General features: G+C 47.0%; 15 protein-coding genes. 3 read left to right on the top strand and 12 right to left on the bottom strand.

All coding sequences use genetic code 11. From position 1 onward, the window contains the following. Window positions 1–6: 6 nt before the first annotated feature. From TCA2_RS09795 to TCA2_RS09775, 5 genes are all read right to left on the bottom strand, one after another. Window positions 7–1,980, bottom strand: a complete 1,974-nt coding sequence (locus tag TCA2_RS09795; protein WP_047911415.1) for an RNA polymerase sigma factor — start codon at window positions 1,978–1,980, stop codon at window positions 7–9. A 47-nt stretch (window positions 1,981–2,027) separates the two neighbouring features. Further along, window positions 2,028–3,953: an RNA polymerase sigma factor gene (locus TCA2_RS09790; RefSeq protein ID WP_047911414.1), complete on the bottom strand. Its 1,926-nt coding sequence runs from the start codon at window positions 3,951–3,953 to the stop codon at window positions 2,028–2,030. Window positions 3,954–4,014: 61 nt separating this feature from the next. Continuing rightward, window positions 4,015–5,922 carry a sigma-70 family RNA polymerase sigma factor gene (locus TCA2_RS26130; RefSeq protein ID WP_052511865.1) on the bottom strand — a complete coding sequence of 636 codons (1,908 nt, stop codon included), beginning with the start codon at window positions 5,920–5,922 and terminating at the stop codon, window positions 4,015–4,017. A 151-nt stretch (window positions 5,923–6,073) separates the two neighbouring features. Beyond that, window positions 6,074–6,511 carry an Rrf2 family transcriptional regulator gene (locus TCA2_RS09780; protein ID WP_047911413.1) on the bottom strand — a complete coding sequence of 146 codons (438 nt, stop codon included), beginning with the start codon at window positions 6,509–6,511 and terminating at the stop codon, window positions 6,074–6,076. Window positions 6,512–6,775: 264 nt separating this feature from the next. After that, window positions 6,776–7,897: a hypothetical protein gene (locus TCA2_RS09775; protein ID WP_047911412.1), complete on the bottom strand. Its 1,122-nt coding sequence runs from the start codon at window positions 7,895–7,897 to the stop codon at window positions 6,776–6,778. A gap of 273 nt (window positions 7,898–8,170) precedes the next feature. On the opposite strand from TCA2_RS09775, the gene TCA2_RS09770 reads away from it, so the two are divergent. Beyond that, entirely contained in the window at window positions 8,171–8,671 is a 501-nt protein-coding gene (locus tag TCA2_RS09770) for a CcdC family protein (RefSeq protein ID WP_274520934.1), read from the top strand. Window positions 8,672–8,928: 257 nt separating this feature from the next. On the opposite strand, the gene map is transcribed toward TCA2_RS09770, so the two are convergent. Both map and TCA2_RS09760 read right to left on the bottom strand, forming a co-directional pair. Continuing rightward, window positions 8,929–9,675 carry a type I methionyl aminopeptidase gene (map, locus tag TCA2_RS09765; RefSeq protein WP_047911411.1) on the bottom strand — a complete coding sequence of 249 codons (747 nt, stop codon included), beginning with the start codon at window positions 9,673–9,675 and terminating at the stop codon, window positions 8,929–8,931. 154 nt (window positions 9,676–9,829) lie between these two features. Beyond that, the gene (locus tag TCA2_RS09760) at window positions 9,830–10,474 is read right to left on the bottom strand and encodes a hypothetical protein (protein WP_047911410.1); all 645 of its coding nucleotides are present in this window, start codon (window positions 10,472–10,474) and stop codon (window positions 9,830–9,832) included. 474 nt (window positions 10,475–10,948) lie between these two features. Between TCA2_RS09760 and TCA2_RS09755 the strand changes: the two genes are divergently transcribed. Then, window positions 10,949–11,917, top strand: a complete 969-nt coding sequence (locus TCA2_RS09755) for an L-lactate dehydrogenase (RefSeq protein ID WP_047911642.1) — start codon at window positions 10,949–10,951, stop codon at window positions 11,915–11,917. Between the two features lie 149 nt (window positions 11,918–12,066). On the opposite strand, the gene TCA2_RS09750 is transcribed toward TCA2_RS09755, so the two are convergent. The 5 genes from TCA2_RS09750 to TCA2_RS09730 all read right to left on the bottom strand — a co-directional run bounded on the left by TCA2_RS09750 (window position 12,067) and on the right by TCA2_RS09730 (window position 16,633). Continuing rightward, a complete protein-coding gene (locus TCA2_RS09750) occupies window positions 12,067–12,789 on the bottom strand; it encodes an ABC transporter permease (RefSeq protein WP_047911409.1) in 723 nt (240 codons plus the stop codon). A gap of 2 nt (window positions 12,790–12,791) precedes the next feature. Next, on the bottom strand, window positions 12,792–13,508 hold the full coding sequence (locus tag TCA2_RS09745; RefSeq protein ID WP_047911408.1) for an ABC transporter permease: 717 nt from the start codon (window positions 13,506–13,508) through the stop codon (window positions 12,792–12,794). Then, window positions 13,505–14,416 (bottom strand): ABC transporter ATP-binding protein, encoded by a 912-nt coding sequence (locus TCA2_RS09740; RefSeq protein ID WP_047911407.1) that lies wholly within the window; start codon window positions 14,414–14,416, stop codon window positions 13,505–13,507. Before TCA2_RS09740 ends, TCA2_RS09745 begins: the two co-directional genes overlap by 4 nt. 82 nt (window positions 14,417–14,498) lie before the next feature. Continuing rightward, a complete protein-coding gene (locus tag TCA2_RS09735; RefSeq protein WP_238546336.1) occupies window positions 14,499–15,947 on the bottom strand; it encodes a HAMP domain-containing sensor histidine kinase in 1,449 nt (482 codons plus the stop codon). An 8-nt stretch (window positions 15,948–15,955) separates the two neighbouring features. Continuing rightward, window positions 15,956–16,633, bottom strand: coding sequence for a response regulator transcription factor (locus tag TCA2_RS09730; protein WP_047911405.1), 678 nt, complete (start codon window positions 16,631–16,633; stop codon window positions 15,956–15,958). Window positions 16,634–16,888: 255 nt separating this feature from the next. Between TCA2_RS09730 and TCA2_RS09725 the strand changes: the two genes are divergently transcribed. After that, window positions 16,889–18,631, top strand: a complete 1,743-nt coding sequence (locus TCA2_RS09725; protein ID WP_047911404.1) for an alpha-glycosidase — start codon at window positions 16,889–16,891, stop codon at window positions 18,629–18,631. Window positions 18,632–18,834: the final 203 nt, after the last annotated feature.

The raw sequence follows: 18,834 nt of genomic DNA, 5'->3' as shown, positions 1-18,834 counted from the left end.
TAGCGACTAATTCTGTGGATTTATAATGAGGGGAACTGAAATACGACCTTCCAGCGGATCATAATTCGCTAGGTTATTGTCCGCACTCCGTTGATCCTGGTCGAGTATTGAGAAGTAAAAAGTAAGCGGCTGTTCATACTCTAGGTCTGGAATGTTCATTCTGACTTTATCCACTTCAAATATGTTATCTATCGCTGGATACACCTGACCTGCCGCATCCGTATAATAATCCGAAATCTCATATTGAATTCCTTCCCAAGCAGGAAAGTAGATCGTATGATATGGACCATCTGTATGCCCAGCATAGGTGACCCCGTAGGATTCAGGCTCCATCCCCGCTGGATACTGGACAAGCGCAGGATTATTTAGATCAATAACAAAAGGAGTCTCCAAGCTGAACAGCTCCTCAACTAAGGTAAGTTGGAGTTCTTCATATGAATCCTCATAATAGATGGATGGAAAGATCAGATCATCCCCTGCAATCTCCACTACTCTGCTTCCGGATCTCGAATTCTCTCTTACCCGGTCCAGACGAACATTCTTCAGACTCTCTATCCCTCTCTCATTGAGAATATCAGGCCTCATCTTCACCCGCGTGTAGTCCGAGCTGATCGTCATGCCGTTAATATGGTAGGTCTGGCCTTCAATTGTGAAGCTCTCATCCATCGCGATCTCTTTGGCCGGCTGCTCGACCTCATGAGGATAGTCTGTTTCTAACATGACGGTATGCGTCTCATCCCCCTGAACCTCAACTTCGAATTGGAGCAAGGCACCTTCCGAAGAAACCGTGGGATTGGTTCGAACAAACGTAACAAAACCTTTCTCAGCCTGCTCTGTCTCTTCAAGAACCATCTGATTCTGCAAATAACCTAACAGCAGCAAAGTCGATCGCTCCAGAATAGATCCGTCCACGATCGAAGCAGAGACCTCGGGCTCTTTCTTTTCCAGCGTATACATTAATAATGTTTCTCTTCCATAATCAATCGCTCCGTCAATGATCAGCCGGGATCCATCATCTAATTTCATTGCATAACCGAGCTTCTCGTAATCCCCATCCGCAACCCGTGATCTGAGATACCCATCGCTGCTCGCAGTAGTATTGATTAAGCTCTCATCCGGGACGACTCTTGTGCCGGAAAAATTAAGAGACGCGTGAATCTCCTTCTCGCGGAAAGGATTAAGCACAAGGATAGCAAGGACAACTACACCAAGCGATACACCAAGCGTCCAAGCCCATACCTTCTTGTTCCTGTGCCTCGGGAGAACACCCTGCCCAGCCTGGAGTAGTCCCTTCTGTACTGCTGCCTCTGCATCATTACTCACCTCTACCGAGCTCAAGTATTCTTTTTCCTTGGAAAAGTGCTTGCGGATAAAAGACGTGACCGCTGCGACTTCGCTTTCCCCCATCTCTTTGGCCACAGCATTCAGCATCTCATCAAGCCGTCTAGAAGTTGTCTTCTCCGATCTTGATATGTATTTTGCTATCTCCGCTATGGGCTGTTCTGCAATATAAGTCAGCAGGAATACGACACTGTGTTCAAAGCTCATCTGGCTCATGAGTGTCTCCATCAATTCGGCTCGGTTGCTGCGCATCACTTGAACATGCTCACCCGCTACAGCCGGGTCACCCAGCTTATTAGAGCTAGGTGTAAGCTCATCAGATTCACCCACTGCCGTGGATGGTTCTATTGCAGCATCAGCTCCATCTGCTCTTCTTAACCGCTTAGCATAGAGCAGCATGTTACGAAACAAGGCAGTCACGAGATCCTCTCGCCGCTTCCCTGCTTTGACCTGATGCCAGGTGATGGACACCGTGGCCGATACAAGTGCATCCGCGGTGCTCCTGCTTCGGGATATCGCATAGGCTGTGACAAACAGACTTGCCGCATGACGCTTCAACAGGTGCTCATAAGCATCGAAACCCCCACTAAACGCCATTTTCTCTAAATCCCGATCGTTCATCTTATCAAAACTTTGCACCGTATCACCTCTTTTTCCTCATCCGATCACAGTCTGGGGGTCTGCCCTTATTTTTTTACCAAGGTTAAGTTAATGGCATCACCGTTGTCTATATAAGCATTCTCATCGCCGGACACTAACTTCTCGATCTGAAAGGTCAAAGGCTGCGCATAGTCATAATCAGTCACTTTATACGCCAGTCTTCCGCCCACTTGATCGATGCCTTGTGCAAAGTAGGACACACCCTCCGCATCCGAATATTGATAGTCGAGTGTATAGCTCGACTCCTCTGACGAAGGAAAGAAAATGTAGAAGAAAGCATCACTGGCAACATCCGTAATCTCAATTTCTCCATCGTACACTTCCGGTGCTTCTACAATCTCGCCGGTGTCTGTGTTTACCTCGATAACCGGATTAGCCTGCTCCCCCATTCCACTTATACTATGAAAGCTGAGTCTGATCTCAGAATAATCATCATAATACATCGAATCAAAATACCATTCGGTTTCATTCCCGAATCCTTCAATCCAGTCCTTCCCTTCACCCGTCATACTCATCAAGCTCTTTTCTATCACTGATAGAAGGGGTAAGTTTAATTGATCCATAGTTATGATAGTTGAAGAATCTGCCCCCAACTGAACAATTGTCGCATCGGTCGTCAGGCGCAGTTCATCAATATGAATGCTGCGGTCTTGAATCTCGAAGGTTTGGTTTATCTCAATATGCTTAACAGGCTTTTCCTCGAAATCAGGAACAGGCACTTCGAAGGAAGCCCATCGATATGTATCGGTATCGTCCTCCTGCACATTGGCAGGAAATACAATGGTATGCTCACTGGACAAAGAAGTGCCGCTGGACATCTGGTGTTTAGACAACAGAATTTTCCCAAATGTTCGATTTCCGTCTCCCCACATTCGCATGTTGTCCCGGTCGAATTCAGAACCAACCTCTCGATACACGTCACTCCAAAGAATGACTCGATCTGGGATTGGAGCTGCTGCACCCTCCGTATTCTCGAGCCTGTACCACAGCATCAGTCCGTCACTCGTCTGCATCGCACCGTCCACATACAGGCGAAGACCATTCTGCTCAGGCAGCACTTTTCCTATCTTGACGAAATCTCCTTCAGCCAGCCTTTGCTGCGATATGGGATCTTCCTTAAGCGTCCTTTCCCAGTAGCTCTGATCGAAGGTCTCCATTTCTTGGGGCTTCTCTGGAGCTGCTTGATATATACTGCCAAGAAGAAACAAGCCCACAAGCCCTGCTGCCACGCTCCAGATCAACCTGTTGCTTATGCTGCGCTTTGCCATTTTGCCAGTCTTGGCCTCATCCAGACCTTGCTGAACCCCTCTCTCCAGCTCGATCTCAGATATGGACAGCAGAGCTTCATGGTCCTTCCTAAAATGCTGCTTCAAGAATGCTTCGCTGATCGTCTCCTTCTGCTTCTCTGCATGTATGTTGATTCTCTGAAGAGCCTCACTTCGTTTTCGCTCAACCTGTGACTCTGAAGTAAATCCATACGATATCATTTCTTGAATATCTAACCTTGCGGCGTAACTGAGCAGGAATACAGTCCTCTCCTCGGCTCCCATACGAGACAATGCTTCTTCTACCACGAGAGCACGATGGTTCAGCATTTGACCTGGAGTATTCTGCAGAATCTCTTGTACGTCGGTTACAGCTATATCCGGTCTATCGGGTTTGCCAGCTCTGTCAGCACCGTTTAAATTACTGCTCACTGCAGATCCCCATATCTCCTTAAGCAGGAGGTTCAGCATTTTATCTTTAGCCTTTATTTTACTTCTATGATGCCAGGTCTTTGATATGGAACGGGTCATTAACTGCTGTGCTGCCGTGTTATCCCGCGATGTGATGTATGCGAGTATGTATATCTTTTTGCCATGACGCCGAACTACCTCCTCATACGCTTCAACATCACCCTGGCATGCGGTAATCGACAATTCGGAATCATTAAGGTCAGTATAAGTTCTCATAGCCCCAACTCTTTTCAATTATTGTTTAATAGAATCAATTTTAATGTTTTATGAAATTGATTCATAAGAGAGGAATATTTAATGTCTCCTCGTCTAATTTTTCGTAAACTACAGGAATCGTAATCGGCTGAGGATAATCCCCATCCTGAATGTAGTACGTGCGCCATTCTCCCTCATAACCTGTTCCGCTGGAAGCATAATAATTGCCCTCCGCATCATAAAAGTCAAATACCAGCTGTCCATTTGGTACACCCTCTAAAGAGGACAAAACCTCTTCGTTGATGTATCCCGCATCCTTAAAGTACAGCTTCATCTCAGAACCATCACCTGAACGCTTCATTTTAAAATCTCCATTGAAATGATCTGGATAACCAACTAATTTCCCCTCATCCAGATCTACTTTAAACTCTTCGGTTATGGTTACAAGTCCAACATCCTTCACCAGTGACAGTCCACTGTAATCAAGATAATACACCGGAGGATATATCAGTGTCGTTCGCCCTTCTTCGTCAGTCTCGTAGTTCATTGACTGCCCGTTCAGGCCAAAGTAACTCTGATCATTAGAACCAAGCCTCAGCCTTAAGCTGCGTAGCAGTGCCGCATCCTCCTCGTGCCTTGATTCTGGTTCAATCACAATCTTGGTATAATTTTTGGTAAGTTCAGCCTGCTTGATCATAAAAGAACGATGATTCAGCTCAAATTCCTGGTTGACCGTGATAAGCTCATGCGCCTGTGATGGCACGGATGGAACCGTAAGGCTTAGTGAGATTACTGACTCCGGACGTTCCGCATCTGCCGCATTAAAAATGACAACCCATTCCTCCGGGACTGTCTGATGAACGATATCATGCAGGCTATCGAATATCATCATCCCTTGTATTGTAGAGGAGTTCTTTGTCTGCACAATTTCATTTCCCGATCGAGTTCGCAACGTATCGCTCAAATTAAAGCTATCGCTTCCATACATATAGCCACTTAGCTTATCCGGCATTACTTGCCCATTCTTCGCAGTTAAGGTATACCAGATCAGAGTTGAATCGCCTTGTGCCATCATTCCATCAATAATCAGCTTCAATCCGTCCTGTTCAGCCACATAGCCCAAATATTGAGCATCCCCTTCCTGCAGCCTTCTCTCTGCAACGCGATCCGAGCTTACGGTGCTCAGCCAGTAGCTGTCATCCGGTACGACTCGGGTTCCTGCCCTATTAAGGGGGTCGTGAATCCCCTTACCTCCCCAGGAATTCAGACCAACTACCAGTATTATGGCGATACCGATCACCACAACGCCTGCTGCACCCCATGTTCTCCTTAGCCGCTTGGAGAATCTGCCAGCCCTGGCATCGGTTAAACCTTGTTGAAGTGCGTCTTCCAAATTTTCATGCTCGTGTGCATAAACAGTCATGCGATCCTTCTCGAAAAAAGTATTAAGAGATGGCGATGATTCTTTCATCATCTGCTTGGCTTGCTGTAAACTGGCGGCAGCCCTCATCTCTCCTATTCCCGTAAACTCTCCGAACTCGGCAGGCGTTTTGCCTAATATGTATGAAGCTTGTAACATCGTACGTTCTTCAAACGGCAGACTATTCATTTTTTGTGACAGCAAACGGTCGGTATCCCTTGTCATTTGAGATGTGGTCTCGTCTTGCACCGTTGATGGAGAGTAAGATATCTTATTCCAAGCCGTAGCTCTATATTGCTTTCTTGCAGTAATATACATCGTTCGAAACAGGAGCTTTGCAAGCTGAGCCTCATCCTTAAGTTTATTACGCTGACACCAGCTCTTCGAGATTGATTCTATGAGTAAACGTCTCCTATCCTGTTCTTCTCTGCTGTATATATAAGACCATGCATAGAGCTCCTTGCCATGACGCTGAACTAACTCCTCATACGCTTCAATATCACCCTGGCATGCGGCAATCGACAATTCGGAATCCTCCATCTGTAGGTATAAGTCCATGTCTGATCTCATAGGTCACTTCCTCTATTTTAAGAATGCGGAATAGCAGCTGCTTCCATTGTATATTAAAATCCATTTTAAGGTAAAATAATCCTTCTGAGTACTATTAATGGAAAAACAAAAAAGACCCGGTACCCGACCGGATCTTTCATAAACCATAGGCTTAGGTTAAATCTCTATTCTTCCATCTATCCTCCAAGCGATGCTTCACTTCAGCAAGGGTAATGCTGTCCAGGTATTGCTCCACCACGTGCTCTCCGTCATGATATATGGTACCCATGACATCCTTGATATTAGAGGATACCATGCAGCTGGAGTCCTCATCCCCCGAACGCCAATGAGGCCCAAAGGATCCTAACGCAAACAAGCGATACAAATCACCAAGTCTCACTTCATCCGGCTTGCTGTTCAGCATATAACCGCCGTGAGCCCCTTCCTTTGTCATTACATACTGATGCTTGCGCAGCACACTAAGCACTTTGCGTACTCTGGCAGGATGCGTCGATACACTCTCTGCAATGTCCTCGCTATTTGCTATGCGTCCTTCACGGATACCCAAAAACAACAGGCAATGCACTGCAATCGTGAACTCACTGTTCATTACCCTGACCTCCTGTATTAGCGCTCAAAGCTTCCTGTCTCCCGTTTCTTTATCATTTAGTTATGCCCCGAAATCGTCTATAAATCTCGGACTCATCCTTCGTATATATCATAAGTTAAGATAAACGCACTTCCCAGCAACTGTTATTCTATTGATAACAGTTTTGTTTGTCAAGTTTACATCCAATCCAATACTTACAAATAAAAAGAGTCCACAGATTCTTCTGGATCTGTATAGACTCTTCTTTGTCAAATTTCATATCGATCAAACCCGGTTACTCTCAATATCAGACAAAATCGTCTTCATCAACGGAATATAGATATTCCAATAAAAAGCATTCGGGCTGGAATTAGGCACAAAGAGGCCCACAAACTGATCCCAGCCTTTATATTGAACCATGAAGGGAGAGACTGTTCGCTCTGCAAAATCACCCGCAAAATAATAAGATTGATGCGATTTCTGCTCCTTATGAATAATGGCCGGAAACTGCGCAGGGACTCCCGCTGTTCTCAGCTTCTCCGAACCGGAGCTTGTTAATTCGAGCTTATAATCCGCTACAGTCTCCGTGCCTGGCTTGGGAGTAACAACCTCAAACCATTGATGATAGCGGGCTGATCTTTCAACATTGTATTTATCACTGTTTTCTTTGGAGAAGGAGATGGACATGCCCGGCTCCCTTAGATCTTGTCTATCGAGCACAATGACCTCCCCTTCATGATGAACGAGTACCATCCCTGTGCCGCTGTAGGACCATTCCTTGCCTGTCTGTCCTGTATAATTCTCCATGATATGGAGGGGCACTTCTGTTGATAAATTCTCATAAAATTTCCCTGCCCAGCCCTTCCATTCCACACCCAGCATCTTCTGCAGCTGCCTGCTGACAGATTCTGCTGTTGGGGCTGCCAGTATACTGTGTTCAGCAATAATTGTTGTTCCTGTCATAGCAGCAGCCTGAATTTTTTGGACATCTGTCAAATTCATGCCGCCGTACACCAGCTGCTCGATTTGCTCCTCCCTTTCTTCCTGCGAACGTACAGATTCATAGATGCCATAGGAGTCTGCAAGATAGATCAGATCGGTTCCGCGAAGTGTAGCAGGCAAACGCCTCATTCGTTCATCTCCGACTTTGTGAGGATGGTATCCATAATAAGATTCATCATATGCGTATCCCGCTCCGTTATGATCCACAACCTTCTGCTGATTGAGCAGCCAGGTCAAGCCTTTATGCTCACGGTATGTAATGTCCGGAACGGTCTTATCTACAATCACAACATCAATAACCCGGCTCGGGGCCGCTCTCCATTGAATCCAGGGGAAAGTGAGAAGCAGCAATACACCAACCAAAATCGCAAGTCCTGCTTTGAGCTTCCATTCCCTTGGTCTCACTTCTCTTTTCCCCCTTTAATAGAAAGTATATATACGTAGAGGCCTGCTTCATCAAAATATAGAAGTACTCTCCTAGTATATGACCTGTTTCCGCAAATTGGAAGAAAAGTTCTTGATCATTCGATAATTTTCTACAAATTCCTACAACAACGTATTCTCGATTAGATCTCGTTCTATATAACTCTTATATTTCACGGGATATACTTACAGTATTTCTAGGGAATTATGATATACTAATGAAAAATGATTTCCAATTAGAGAGAGGTCCTGTACGTGGCTATAAACTCCTCATTTCTCCAGATCGCAGCAACAGTCGGTATGATCTTTATTGCTGTGAGCGCTATCTTTATCCGTATGAAGGCCGCCAATCGGCCAATTAACAAGAAAAGAATCATTATTCCGCCGCTCGGCATGAGCACGGGATTTCTTATGTTTGTTGTGCCGGACACGCATATTCCATGGCTGTGGGCACTCATTGCGTTTCTGGTCGGCTGGTTTATCTTCTCGTATCCGCTGATCAAGAGCACCAAGTTTGAAGTTAGAGACGGAGCGGTCTTTGTTACCAGCTCGAAGAGCTTCATGTTCATTCTGGTCGGTCTTCTGATCGTCAGACTTGTGCTGCATGAAGTCGTTTATCAGTATATATCCGTTGTGCAGACAGGAGCCGTCTTCTTCATTCTAGCCTTCGGCATGCTGCTCCACTGGAGACTGTATATGCTGAAGCATTACAACGAAACCTTCGGTTCGTCCTTTGAACCTTCAGCTAAGCAGTAACGATGTATGTATTCATCGTGAGGTAACAGGCTCATTCGATCAACTATGATTCATTTCATTTCAAAAAGCTCAGTACAAAGGATGAATTTTCTCCTGCTTGTGCTGAGCTTTTGTATTAGAGAGATACTCCTTCCAAATAATAAAGAGCAGCATCCCTTCATATGGAGGATAGAAGGAACGCTGCTCTCTATTTATGCGGCCGTATGGCCTTGAATGATCTTGGGGGCAGCAAGCTTCCCTGCTGCAGGTCATTCTTCTTATTGCTCGGTTAGAATAACCGGGCCGTCTGCTGTAATGGCAATCGTATGCTCGTACTGTGCAGACAATTCGCCGTCCTGTGTACGGGCTGTCCATCCGTCACTGTCCAGCTTGCTGCGGAAGGTGCCGACATTCAGCATCGGCTCAATCGTAATGACCATGCCTTCCTTCAGACGCGGTCCGCGTCCGGCGGGTCCATAATGAGGCACTTGGGGCTCTTCATGCATATCCTGACCGATCCCATGCCCAATGAATTCCCGAACGACCGAGAATCCTTCGCCCTCGGCATATACCTGGATCGCGTTGGAAATATCCCCGATCCGGTTGCCAAGAACGGCTTTTTCAATACCCTTGTACAGGGATTCTTTGGTCACATCCAGCAGCTTCTGCGCCTGCTCGGATACGTTACCTACCGCATAAGACCAAGCGGAATCCGCCAGCCAGCCGTCTAGATTAACGACCATATCCACCGTTACGATATCCCCGTCCTTCAGCGCGTATTTTCCAGGGAACCCATGGCAGATTACATCATTAACCGAAGCGCAGGTCGCATACGGATAACCGTTGTAGCCCTTCTGCTCCGGAGTCGCTCCATGCTTCTTCATGAAGCTCTCTGCAAATGCATCAATCTCTTGGGTCTGAATGCCAGGGCGAATGAGCCCGGCAATCTCTCTATGGCAAGCAGCGAGAATCTCGCCAGCCTTCTTCATGTACTGTATTTCATCTTTGCTCTTCAAAATAATCATTTATGGCTCTCCTTGTCGCTAGTATCAATCACTCCTTTCTATTGTAACTCTAATACTGTAAAAATAAAAACAAATTCCTATGCTTTAGGCGGTCCTGTATCTTGATTCGTCACTTTTTGATGCAGGGTGGAGTGGATGAATATTCGCATCATCATCACGCCTCCCTCCTACTCTTTGGGAGCAATCCGAACAACATCCTCAGTGAATGTCCCCTCTGCTTGGGCTTTGGCTTCTGATTACGCCCCTGATAGCTTCGCAAATTCGTGATCAGCTGACGGTCTCGATCCTCATCCAGCTTCTCCTTGATCCATAAGCGCTGTTCTTCTACCTGCTCCTGCAGCTGTTCATTCTGCTTCATCAGCTTCGTTTGCTCACGTTCAAGCTCAGCCATGCGTTCCTGCAGAATTTGCCACTCCGAATTGAGCTGCTTAACTTGCTCCTGCTCGACTCCGGCCTTCTGGAGAACCTTCTCCTGCTCAATGAGGGGTGAGTGTGCACTTGTCTGTTCTATATCCGAGCCATCCTTGGCCGCTGCAGCCATCTCATGATTCAGCTCCATAACGAGTACAGCTGCATCATTCAGCGGCAGGTTTTGCTCTCTCATCAAATTCATCATTTCCTTAATCCGCTCTATTTCAAGCGTTCCGAACAGTCTCGATTTATTCGCAGCCCGTTCAAAACGATGTCCATGCTCCTCCAGCGCAGCCGCATATTTGCGGAGTGTGCTTGCGCCGATCCCCAGTTCCTTAGCCGTTTCCGTCGTAGCTCCTGCTTCATTCATATTCAAATGCATATTCATTATCATTCCCTCCCGAATTTTTTAGGGTCTAATAAATCATTAACGTATGCCGACAGTAATCAAACTTCATACTACCTGTTTAAGAAACAGCACTATTTCTTCCGCTTGATCAGGGCGGACACAGCGAAATAGTTGTCTGTGAGATAAGCAATTCGCCTTTCTACCCTTCAATCCCTTTGGCATATTTCTTCTAAGAATGTGGTATCGTAAGAAGTTTTGTCAGGGTGGAATTACGACGTTACCCTACGTTCTTTCGACACATTCTATAAATTTACAAAGGAATATGAAGCAGAATTTTCAGTCCACGTCACCTATTTGTAATAAATGTTCACTTGATTTGCCCTATAACCTAAATTTCCATTGCTGTTCAGGAGAAAATTATGTTATCTTATGTAACGTTGAATAGGTATATGCATAAAATACAATTATAGATGATAGGATGATAACGATATGGAGACAGGGGGCAGGCAGATTATGCGAAATCGAACAGGAAAAGTGGCGATTGTTGGAGCGGGTCTTGTCGGATCAAGCGCAGCTTATTCCATGATTAATCAGGCGATCGCAGGAGAAATTATGCTCATTGGCCGCACTTATGAGAAGGCGTTTGGGCAAGCGCTCGACTTGTCCCACAGCATGGATTTTACGTATCAGCGCACCAAGGTCCATGCTGGAACTTATGCGGATTGCAAGGATATGGATGTCATTGTCCTGACGGCAGGAGCTAATATCAAACCTGGTCAGACCCGGCTTGATATTCTGGAAGAAGCTGAGATTATAACGAAGGATATCGTTCAGCCTATTATGGAAAGCGGCTTTAACGGTGTATTTGTCGTTGCGGCGAATCCTGTGGACATTATTACGTATCTGGTGTGGAAGCTGTCCGGACTGCCGCGGAATCAGGTCATTGGCACAGGCACATCCATTGACTCATCGAGGCTTAAGACGATCCTGTCCGAAGTGTTCTCGATCGACCCGCGCAGCGTTCACGGCTATGCTCTTGGCGAGCATGGAGAATCCCAATTTGTCGCCTGGTCTCATGTCACAATTGGAGGTAAGCCAATTCTGCATATTCTTGACCAGCATAAAGAGAGATTCAAAACACTGGATCTTGAGGATATTGCACGCAAGACCCGAGATGCAGGCTGGGAGATCTTCACCCGCAAAGGCTCCACCCAATTTGGCATTGGCAGCGCCATCGCTTTTATTACCCGTTCCATTCTAACGGATGATCATAAGATCATAGCGGTGTCCGCGATTCTGGACGGTGAGTACGGCGAGACGGACATGTGCATCGGGGTTCCGGCTATTATCGGCAGCGACGGAATTAAGGAGCTGCTTGAATTAAACCTGAGCTCGGAAGAAATGGTCAAGTTCAAGCACTCTTGCCAAGTTCTTAGAAACAACATCAACAACTTAACGATCGACGATATCGCAATGCGCTAAAATACTTGATTGGAAGCTGTGCAGAATAAATTACAGGGCTGCTTATTACGCTGGTTAGCGAATAGCAGCCCTGTTTTGATTATAACTCTACCAGTTAAATCCCCTCTATGAATTCCAGCAGCGCTTCGCTCACCGATTCCACAGTATCGTCAAATTTCCTTCCGTCTGAAATACACGACCCCAAGGAGTATAAAGAACAGTGCACTGCCCAATACGACAGGCAATATGGTTGACATTGGCACCATAAATGCACCAAAACTATATTCTTCTCTCGGCATCATGAGCAGGAAGGGCTGCGCCCACGGATAATACGGGGCAATGTCGCTGGAGTTCACGATCAGCAGGTTCGGGATCGTCAGCATAAAATTAATGCCGAGCGGCGCACCAAAGCTGCTCCACATCAAGGATACGAGCAGCTGCAGTGCTGCAAGAGGCAGTACAGCCAGCCACCCCGCACCTACACTTTGCAGGAGCATCCCCCATGGAATTTCATTGTTCAGCCCGTGATAAGCACCTGCCGCAAGCAAACTGAGCAAGAGCAGCAGCTGGATGACCAGAATTAACACCATGATGACCGTCAGCTTGGCTGCATAGAAAGTGGACCGGCTCACCGGGAGTACTAATACCTGCTTCCAGCCACCCGCCGCATGCTCAAACCTGCAGATAAAAGAAGCGAATATTCCAGTGAAGATCGGAAGAAACAGCATCGCATGAAAAGTAGACTGGGAAGCTACCAGATCCCAATAACCGGCTGGCTCCGCAATAAATCCTAACAGCAGAGCAATGGCTGGACTGACGAGCACCAGCAGCCAGACCCACGATTTCATGATTTTTAGTCTTTCCGCAGATAGGAGACGCAAGTATGCACGCATGGTCAGGCCACCTCCTTTTTACCGAATACCGACATTCCGGCCAGAAGCAGTACTACGCCAAGACCAAGACCGAATAAAGCCAGCTTCTCTCCATCCGGCAGCATAATGCTGAACATCGGCCAGGAGAGCGGCACAAATTCGGGAAGCTGGGCGCTGAACAAGCCCATGATCGCAAGTGTAATCCCGATGGTCACAGACAAGGCCTGATTCTCATACGTCATCGTCAGCATAAACAAGAGTGCAATCATCGGCGAAGATGCTGCAAGCGGAAGAAAGCATAGCTTCAGCAGATCAAGCCAGGGAATATGCATATTGAATCCAAGGGCCAGTCCAAGAAGAATAACGCCAATGTACAGCAATACACATGAGCACAGCAGCAGCAGCAAAATGACAGAAAACTTGGATAAATACACCTTCCATCTGGATACGGGAAGAGCAAGCAGCTGCTTCCAGGAGCCCTGCTGATACTCTACCCCTGCCAGCATGGAGCTCAGAATGGTAGCGCCAAGAAGAATGGCCAGGGGGACAAAAGGTTCGAAATTGTAGAGTAATCCATCCCACATTCCCTCTTCACCGTACAATCCCTGCAAATAATCCAGACGAAGTCCAAAATTGAGGGCATTCATTGCAACCAGCCCGATGGGAGCTAGAAAGACGAGAAACCATAAGCCTTTTTTTCGTATCTTGAGAAGATCACTATTCAACAGCCGCATCATCATTTAACGACCCCTCCAACTACTTCGAGGAAGAAGTCCTCCAGCGACTGTCTATGCTCCTCAACCCGGTATATGCTGTGATCCTGCTCCACCAATCGGCGGACCAGCGCGGCAATGAGATGATCGTCCATATGGTTGAACGTCAGCCTTGCTCCTTCGACCTGTCCCCATTGTCCAAGCTCTCTTGCAATGTGCAGAGCAGCTTCTGCATCAGATACGGTGAGACGGATCGTGCTTCCAGCCTCTTGGTGCAGCCGCTCAATCGTATTTTGAAATACAAGCTGTCCTTCGCGAATAATACCAACAGTGCTTGCCATCTGCTCCACTTCGCTGAGCAAGTGGCTGGAGACCAGCACGGTGATACCGTACTCCTGCGGCATTCGTTTGATAAGCTCACGAATCTCCTGAATTCCTGAAGGATCAAGCCCATTTGTCGGCTCATCCAGGATGAGCAGCTCGGGATTACCAAGCAGCGCATTTGCAATACCGAGCCTCTGCTTCATTCCGAGAGAATACCCCTTCACCGGACGATTGGCATCCTTCGTCAGATCCACAATACGCAGTACTTCGTCGATTCTCGATTTTGGGACATCCAGCAAAAGACGGCTCGTCTCCAAATTTTGAATAGCATTCAAATGGCCATAGTAGGATGGATACTCGACCAGGGAACCCACCTTCCGGAGAATTTCCATCCGGTGGTTCCGGATATCCTTGCCGAAGATACGGATATATCCCTTCGTCGGTTTAATAAGACCGAGCAGCATCCGAATCATCGTTGTTTTTCCAGCGCCGTTCGGTCCCAGGAAGCCGTAAATTTCACCTTTCTTTATTTGCAAGCTGAGCTCTTTGACCGCTGCCTTGCCGCGGTATGTCTTCCACACATCAGCTGTTTCAATCATCCATTCATTCATTTGTTTATCACCTCGGGAACTATCATAACGCTCCCGGTTTAAGGTGAAGTAGGTACGAAGTTTAAGTTTTGTTTAAATTATACTAATCACGGCTATCACTAGAGCGCGGCCCAATCATGATGCTTGTCCCCTGTTCAGAGCTTTCTGTTTCCCGTTCGAGCTCCATTCCTTCAAGCAGCAAATCCACGATTCGCAGGCCGATCCCTGCACCGGCTGACGCAGAATCTCTGCTTATGCCAGGTCCATGATCCTCGATCACAATGCATGCCTTGCCAAGATGCTGTGCTGTTGCCACTCTCACATACCTGCCTGAATTGGCATGACGCATAATATTCTGAAACAGGTTGTCCAGTACGCGGCGGAAGCCTTGAATATCGACATTCCATATCAACGGCTGCTCGCTGAGCTCAATATCAATGGTAAACCCAGCAGATTCCCATAACGGATACCAAGCCGCTGTGCTCTCTCTTACAATCCGGACCACATCCGCTTGCTGCAGCTTCATCGTATACTTTCCGCTCGACAGTAAATTATAGGACAGCAGGTTGTCGATTAATCCCCCAAGGTCGTCAATCTTCCCCTCTATTCGGTGAAGAGATTCCTGTCCATTCGCTGTGAGCGGCTCTTTATGAAGCGCATGCAGATGTCCGCGTACGACAGTCAGCGGCGTTCTCAGATCATGTGACAGGTCAGCGATCAAATTTTTACGCAGCTGCTCCTCCTCCTGCTGTCTCCCTCTGCTGTCTCTAAGCTGATGTACCATCCCATTGAATGACTTCTCCAGCTGTCCAATTTCGTCCGGCTGTCTGACCTCCACCGGCAGCGGAATACCGTCAGCGCCAGGCGTGGACACTGCGTTCTCTAGCCTTGTCAGCCGCTTGCTGATGCGCCGGAAGAATGACCAGGAGATGAGCATAAACAGCCCTAAAATGATGATCATAGCGAGTGTGTTATAGATCGCCCAGCCTCCCGTGTCAGAAGAGCGGCTCAGCACCTCCCTTGGCAGCGCGAGGGATATAAATCCTTCACCCAGATCCTCCTGCCCGCCTCCGATAAAGGCTACGACAGTATAGACCTCCGTGTTATTTTGTGCATTCTTCATATATTCCACAGCATCAGAAGGCTCCCAGCGGGATTGAATCTGCAGGGTGTCCGGCTTCTTGAAGCTGGTCATACCCGTATCATCCACCCAGAGAATCGTCGATTCCTTATAATGCTCGCCAAGCTCTGCCAGCCTCAACTTAACGCTGTCCTCCGGCAATCCGCTGAGCTTCTTCGCTTCTTCATGCCAGTCCGTTTCGATCTGAATGGAATTGCCGTAAGGCAGATTATCGTTATTTGCCGAGTTGACAAATGGATACAGAATGCCGAAGAGAAGCCCTGTCGACATAAAGGCGATCGGCAGGAACACCATCGCAACGATGACGATCAGCAGATATCGCGACATCAGTGAATTTTTAAAATGAATCCTCCCATTGCGTTGGCGAAGCCCTCGTTCGTTCTTCTCGCCTTCTCTAAGGTCTTGTCTCATCCTGTAGCTCATGCCTTCACCCGGTAGCCTACACCCCTGATCGTCTCAATAATTTTGGGTTCAGCCGGATCCTGCTCCAATTTCTCTCGCAAGTGACGAATATGGACCATAAGCGTCTTGTCACCTTCCATATATGGCTCACCCCATACGGCTTCATAGATCTGCTCTTTTGTTTTGATCTGCCCCAAATGTCTCAGTAAATAATTAAAAATATGAAACTGCTTGCCGGTAAGCACAATTTCTTCATTCACTGATGTATCGATGATTCGCTGTTCGTCCATATAAACATTCAAATGATCTAGCACGATGTGCTCAGAACGGGGCAGTGCCTGTCCATTTCGCCGAAGCAGCACCTCTACTCTGGCCGCAAGCTCATCCGGATGAAAGGGCTTGGTCAAATAATCATCGGCAAATTCGAGTCCCTGCAGCTTGTCATCAATGGACGTTCGTGCAGAGAGCATCAAGATCGGCAGCTCCGGAAGCTCTTTCTTAAGCCGCTGGCCAACAGTGAAGCCATCAAGTCCGGGCAGCATAACATCCAGAATGGCCAGATGCGTCCCATGTGCCATGGAGACAGCCTTCTCTCCGCTCTTTAACCAGAGCACATCATAACCCCGGTCCTCAAGATCCGCCCTTACCAGATTCCCGATTTCGATATCATCCTCAATATAGAGCAGTGTTGTCATTCCAGTAACACCTCGTTTATAAAATATGTACGCGCTTCATTGCAGAAACCAGGATCTGCATGGTATATTACAAAATGAAGCAAATCTGCTGCAAAGTTCTACAATTCAGTATAACTTCCTGCATTTTAACTCACAATTAAAAGGCCATGTTATCTGTGATGAATCATGTACAGGTACAACCTCGGAGAACATTATCTCTCTTTGGTTGTGCCTTTTGTTTTTTCTATGCAATATATACAAGGGAGGAACAATACTATGCTATTAGAAGCCATTTATCATCATCCGAAACAGCAGTGGTCCTGCGCTTATGACAAGGATACCATTATTATTCGAATTCGCACCAAAAGAGATGATGTTCATAAGGTCTCCATCTTAACGGGAGATAAATACGACTGGGAGCGAACTAAAAAGTACATACCTCTTAGCAAGATGACCTCCGATTCCATGTACGACTATTACAGCTGTGAAGTACAGCCGCCTTACCGTCGCCTGCGCTACGCCTTCCTGCTGGAGGATGGGGAAGAGAGCATCTGGATGGATGAGAATAACTTTCTCGAAGAAGAGCCGGACAATCCGGACCGAATGTTTGAATTCCCTTATATTAACGGAGTTGATGTATTTACCCCGCCTGCTTGGGTTAAGGACGCCATATTTTATCAGATCTTCCCGGAACGTTTTGCCAATGGTGACAAGAGCAATGATCCAGAGAGTGTACTGCCTTGGGGTGGGAAGCCTGAGCGTGATAACTTCTTTGGTGGAGATCTTCAAGGGGTCATGGATCACCTGGATTATTTGAGCGAGCTCGGGATTACAGCCATTTATTTTACTCCGATCTTTGAAGCAACTACCAACCACAAGTATGATACCGAGGATTATATGCGGATTGATCCGCACTTTGGAGATGCTGACACATTGAAGAAGCTGGTGAAGCAGTGCCATAAGCGTGGTATCAAAGTGCTCCTTGATGCCGTGTTTAACCACTCCGGCCGTACATTCAAGCCCTTCGTCGATCTGCAGAAGAATGGTGAGCAGTCCAAATATAAGGATTGGTTCTATATTCGCAGCTTCCCGATTGAAGTGGTTGACGGCATTCCGAGCTATGAAACGTTCTCCTTTGAGCCGCTCATGCCGAAGCTGAACACCGAGAATCCTGAGGTCAAGGAGTATCTTCTCAATGTGGCGGAGTACTGGATTAAGGAGATCGGAGTCGACGGCTGGCGTCTAGATGTAGCGAATGAGGTAGATCATGAATTTTGGAGAGAATTCCGTCACACGGTCAAAAAGGTAAACCCGGATGCCTATATCCTTGGAGAAGTGTGGAATGATGCTTCCCCATGGCTGCAAGGGGATCAATTTGATGCGGCAATGAACTATCCGTTCACGAATGCGGTCGTTGACTTTTTTATCAAGGACGAAATTGACGCCTATCATTTTGCCAACTCGATCGGACGGCAGCTATCCCGCTACTCGCTTCAAGCGACAGAGGTGGCCTTCAACCTGCTGGACAGTCACGATACGCCCCGTCTGCTCACTTTGAGCAAGGGAGACAAACGCAAAATGAAGCTGGCTGCCCTCTTCCAATTCACTTATATCGGCACTCCTTGTATATACTATGGAGATGAGATCGGGATGGATGGCGATCATGACCCGGGCTGCCGCAAATGTATGGAATGGGATGAGTCCAAACAGGACCGCGAGCTGTTCACTTACTATCAGCATCTGATTGAACTGCGCAAATCACATCCTGCCCTTCGTACAGGCAGTGTTCACTTCCTGGAAGCCGAGCAGGACGGTACGAAGCTGGCCTACGCACGGACAGACGAGAATGAAACCATCGTTATATTGACCAGCACTTCCGAGGATCCAGAATCCTTCGCTGTGGAGGTGGATGGAGACTCTTACCTCGATCTCCTGTCCGGCAATGAATGGCCGGTTACAGACGGTAAGCTGCAAATGGAGCTGCCTCCATTCGGTTATGCGGTTCTGAAATCTGTATAGTTACACACAGCCGGATGTTATCCTTCCTTGTGATTTTAATTTCCCTGGGAAGCATCATCTGGCTTTTTTATGCAAATTGGGCTTAGGGTTGATTTATATATCACTATATCGTAATATTACAATATATTGATTTATAAATCGTAAATGAATCATAAATTTGAGTATTCATAACGATTCGTTTATTACCCATCACCTTGAAGTTC

The organism is Paenibacillus sp. TCA20 (genome assembly GCF_000732325.1).
In the GTDB taxonomy this organism is placed as follows: Bacteria; Bacillota; Bacilli; order Paenibacillales; family Paenibacillaceae; genus Paenibacillus; species Paenibacillus urinalis.
The sequence above is the reverse complement of the archived record's forward strand: the minus strand, read 5'-3'. Positions and strand labels throughout refer to the sequence as shown.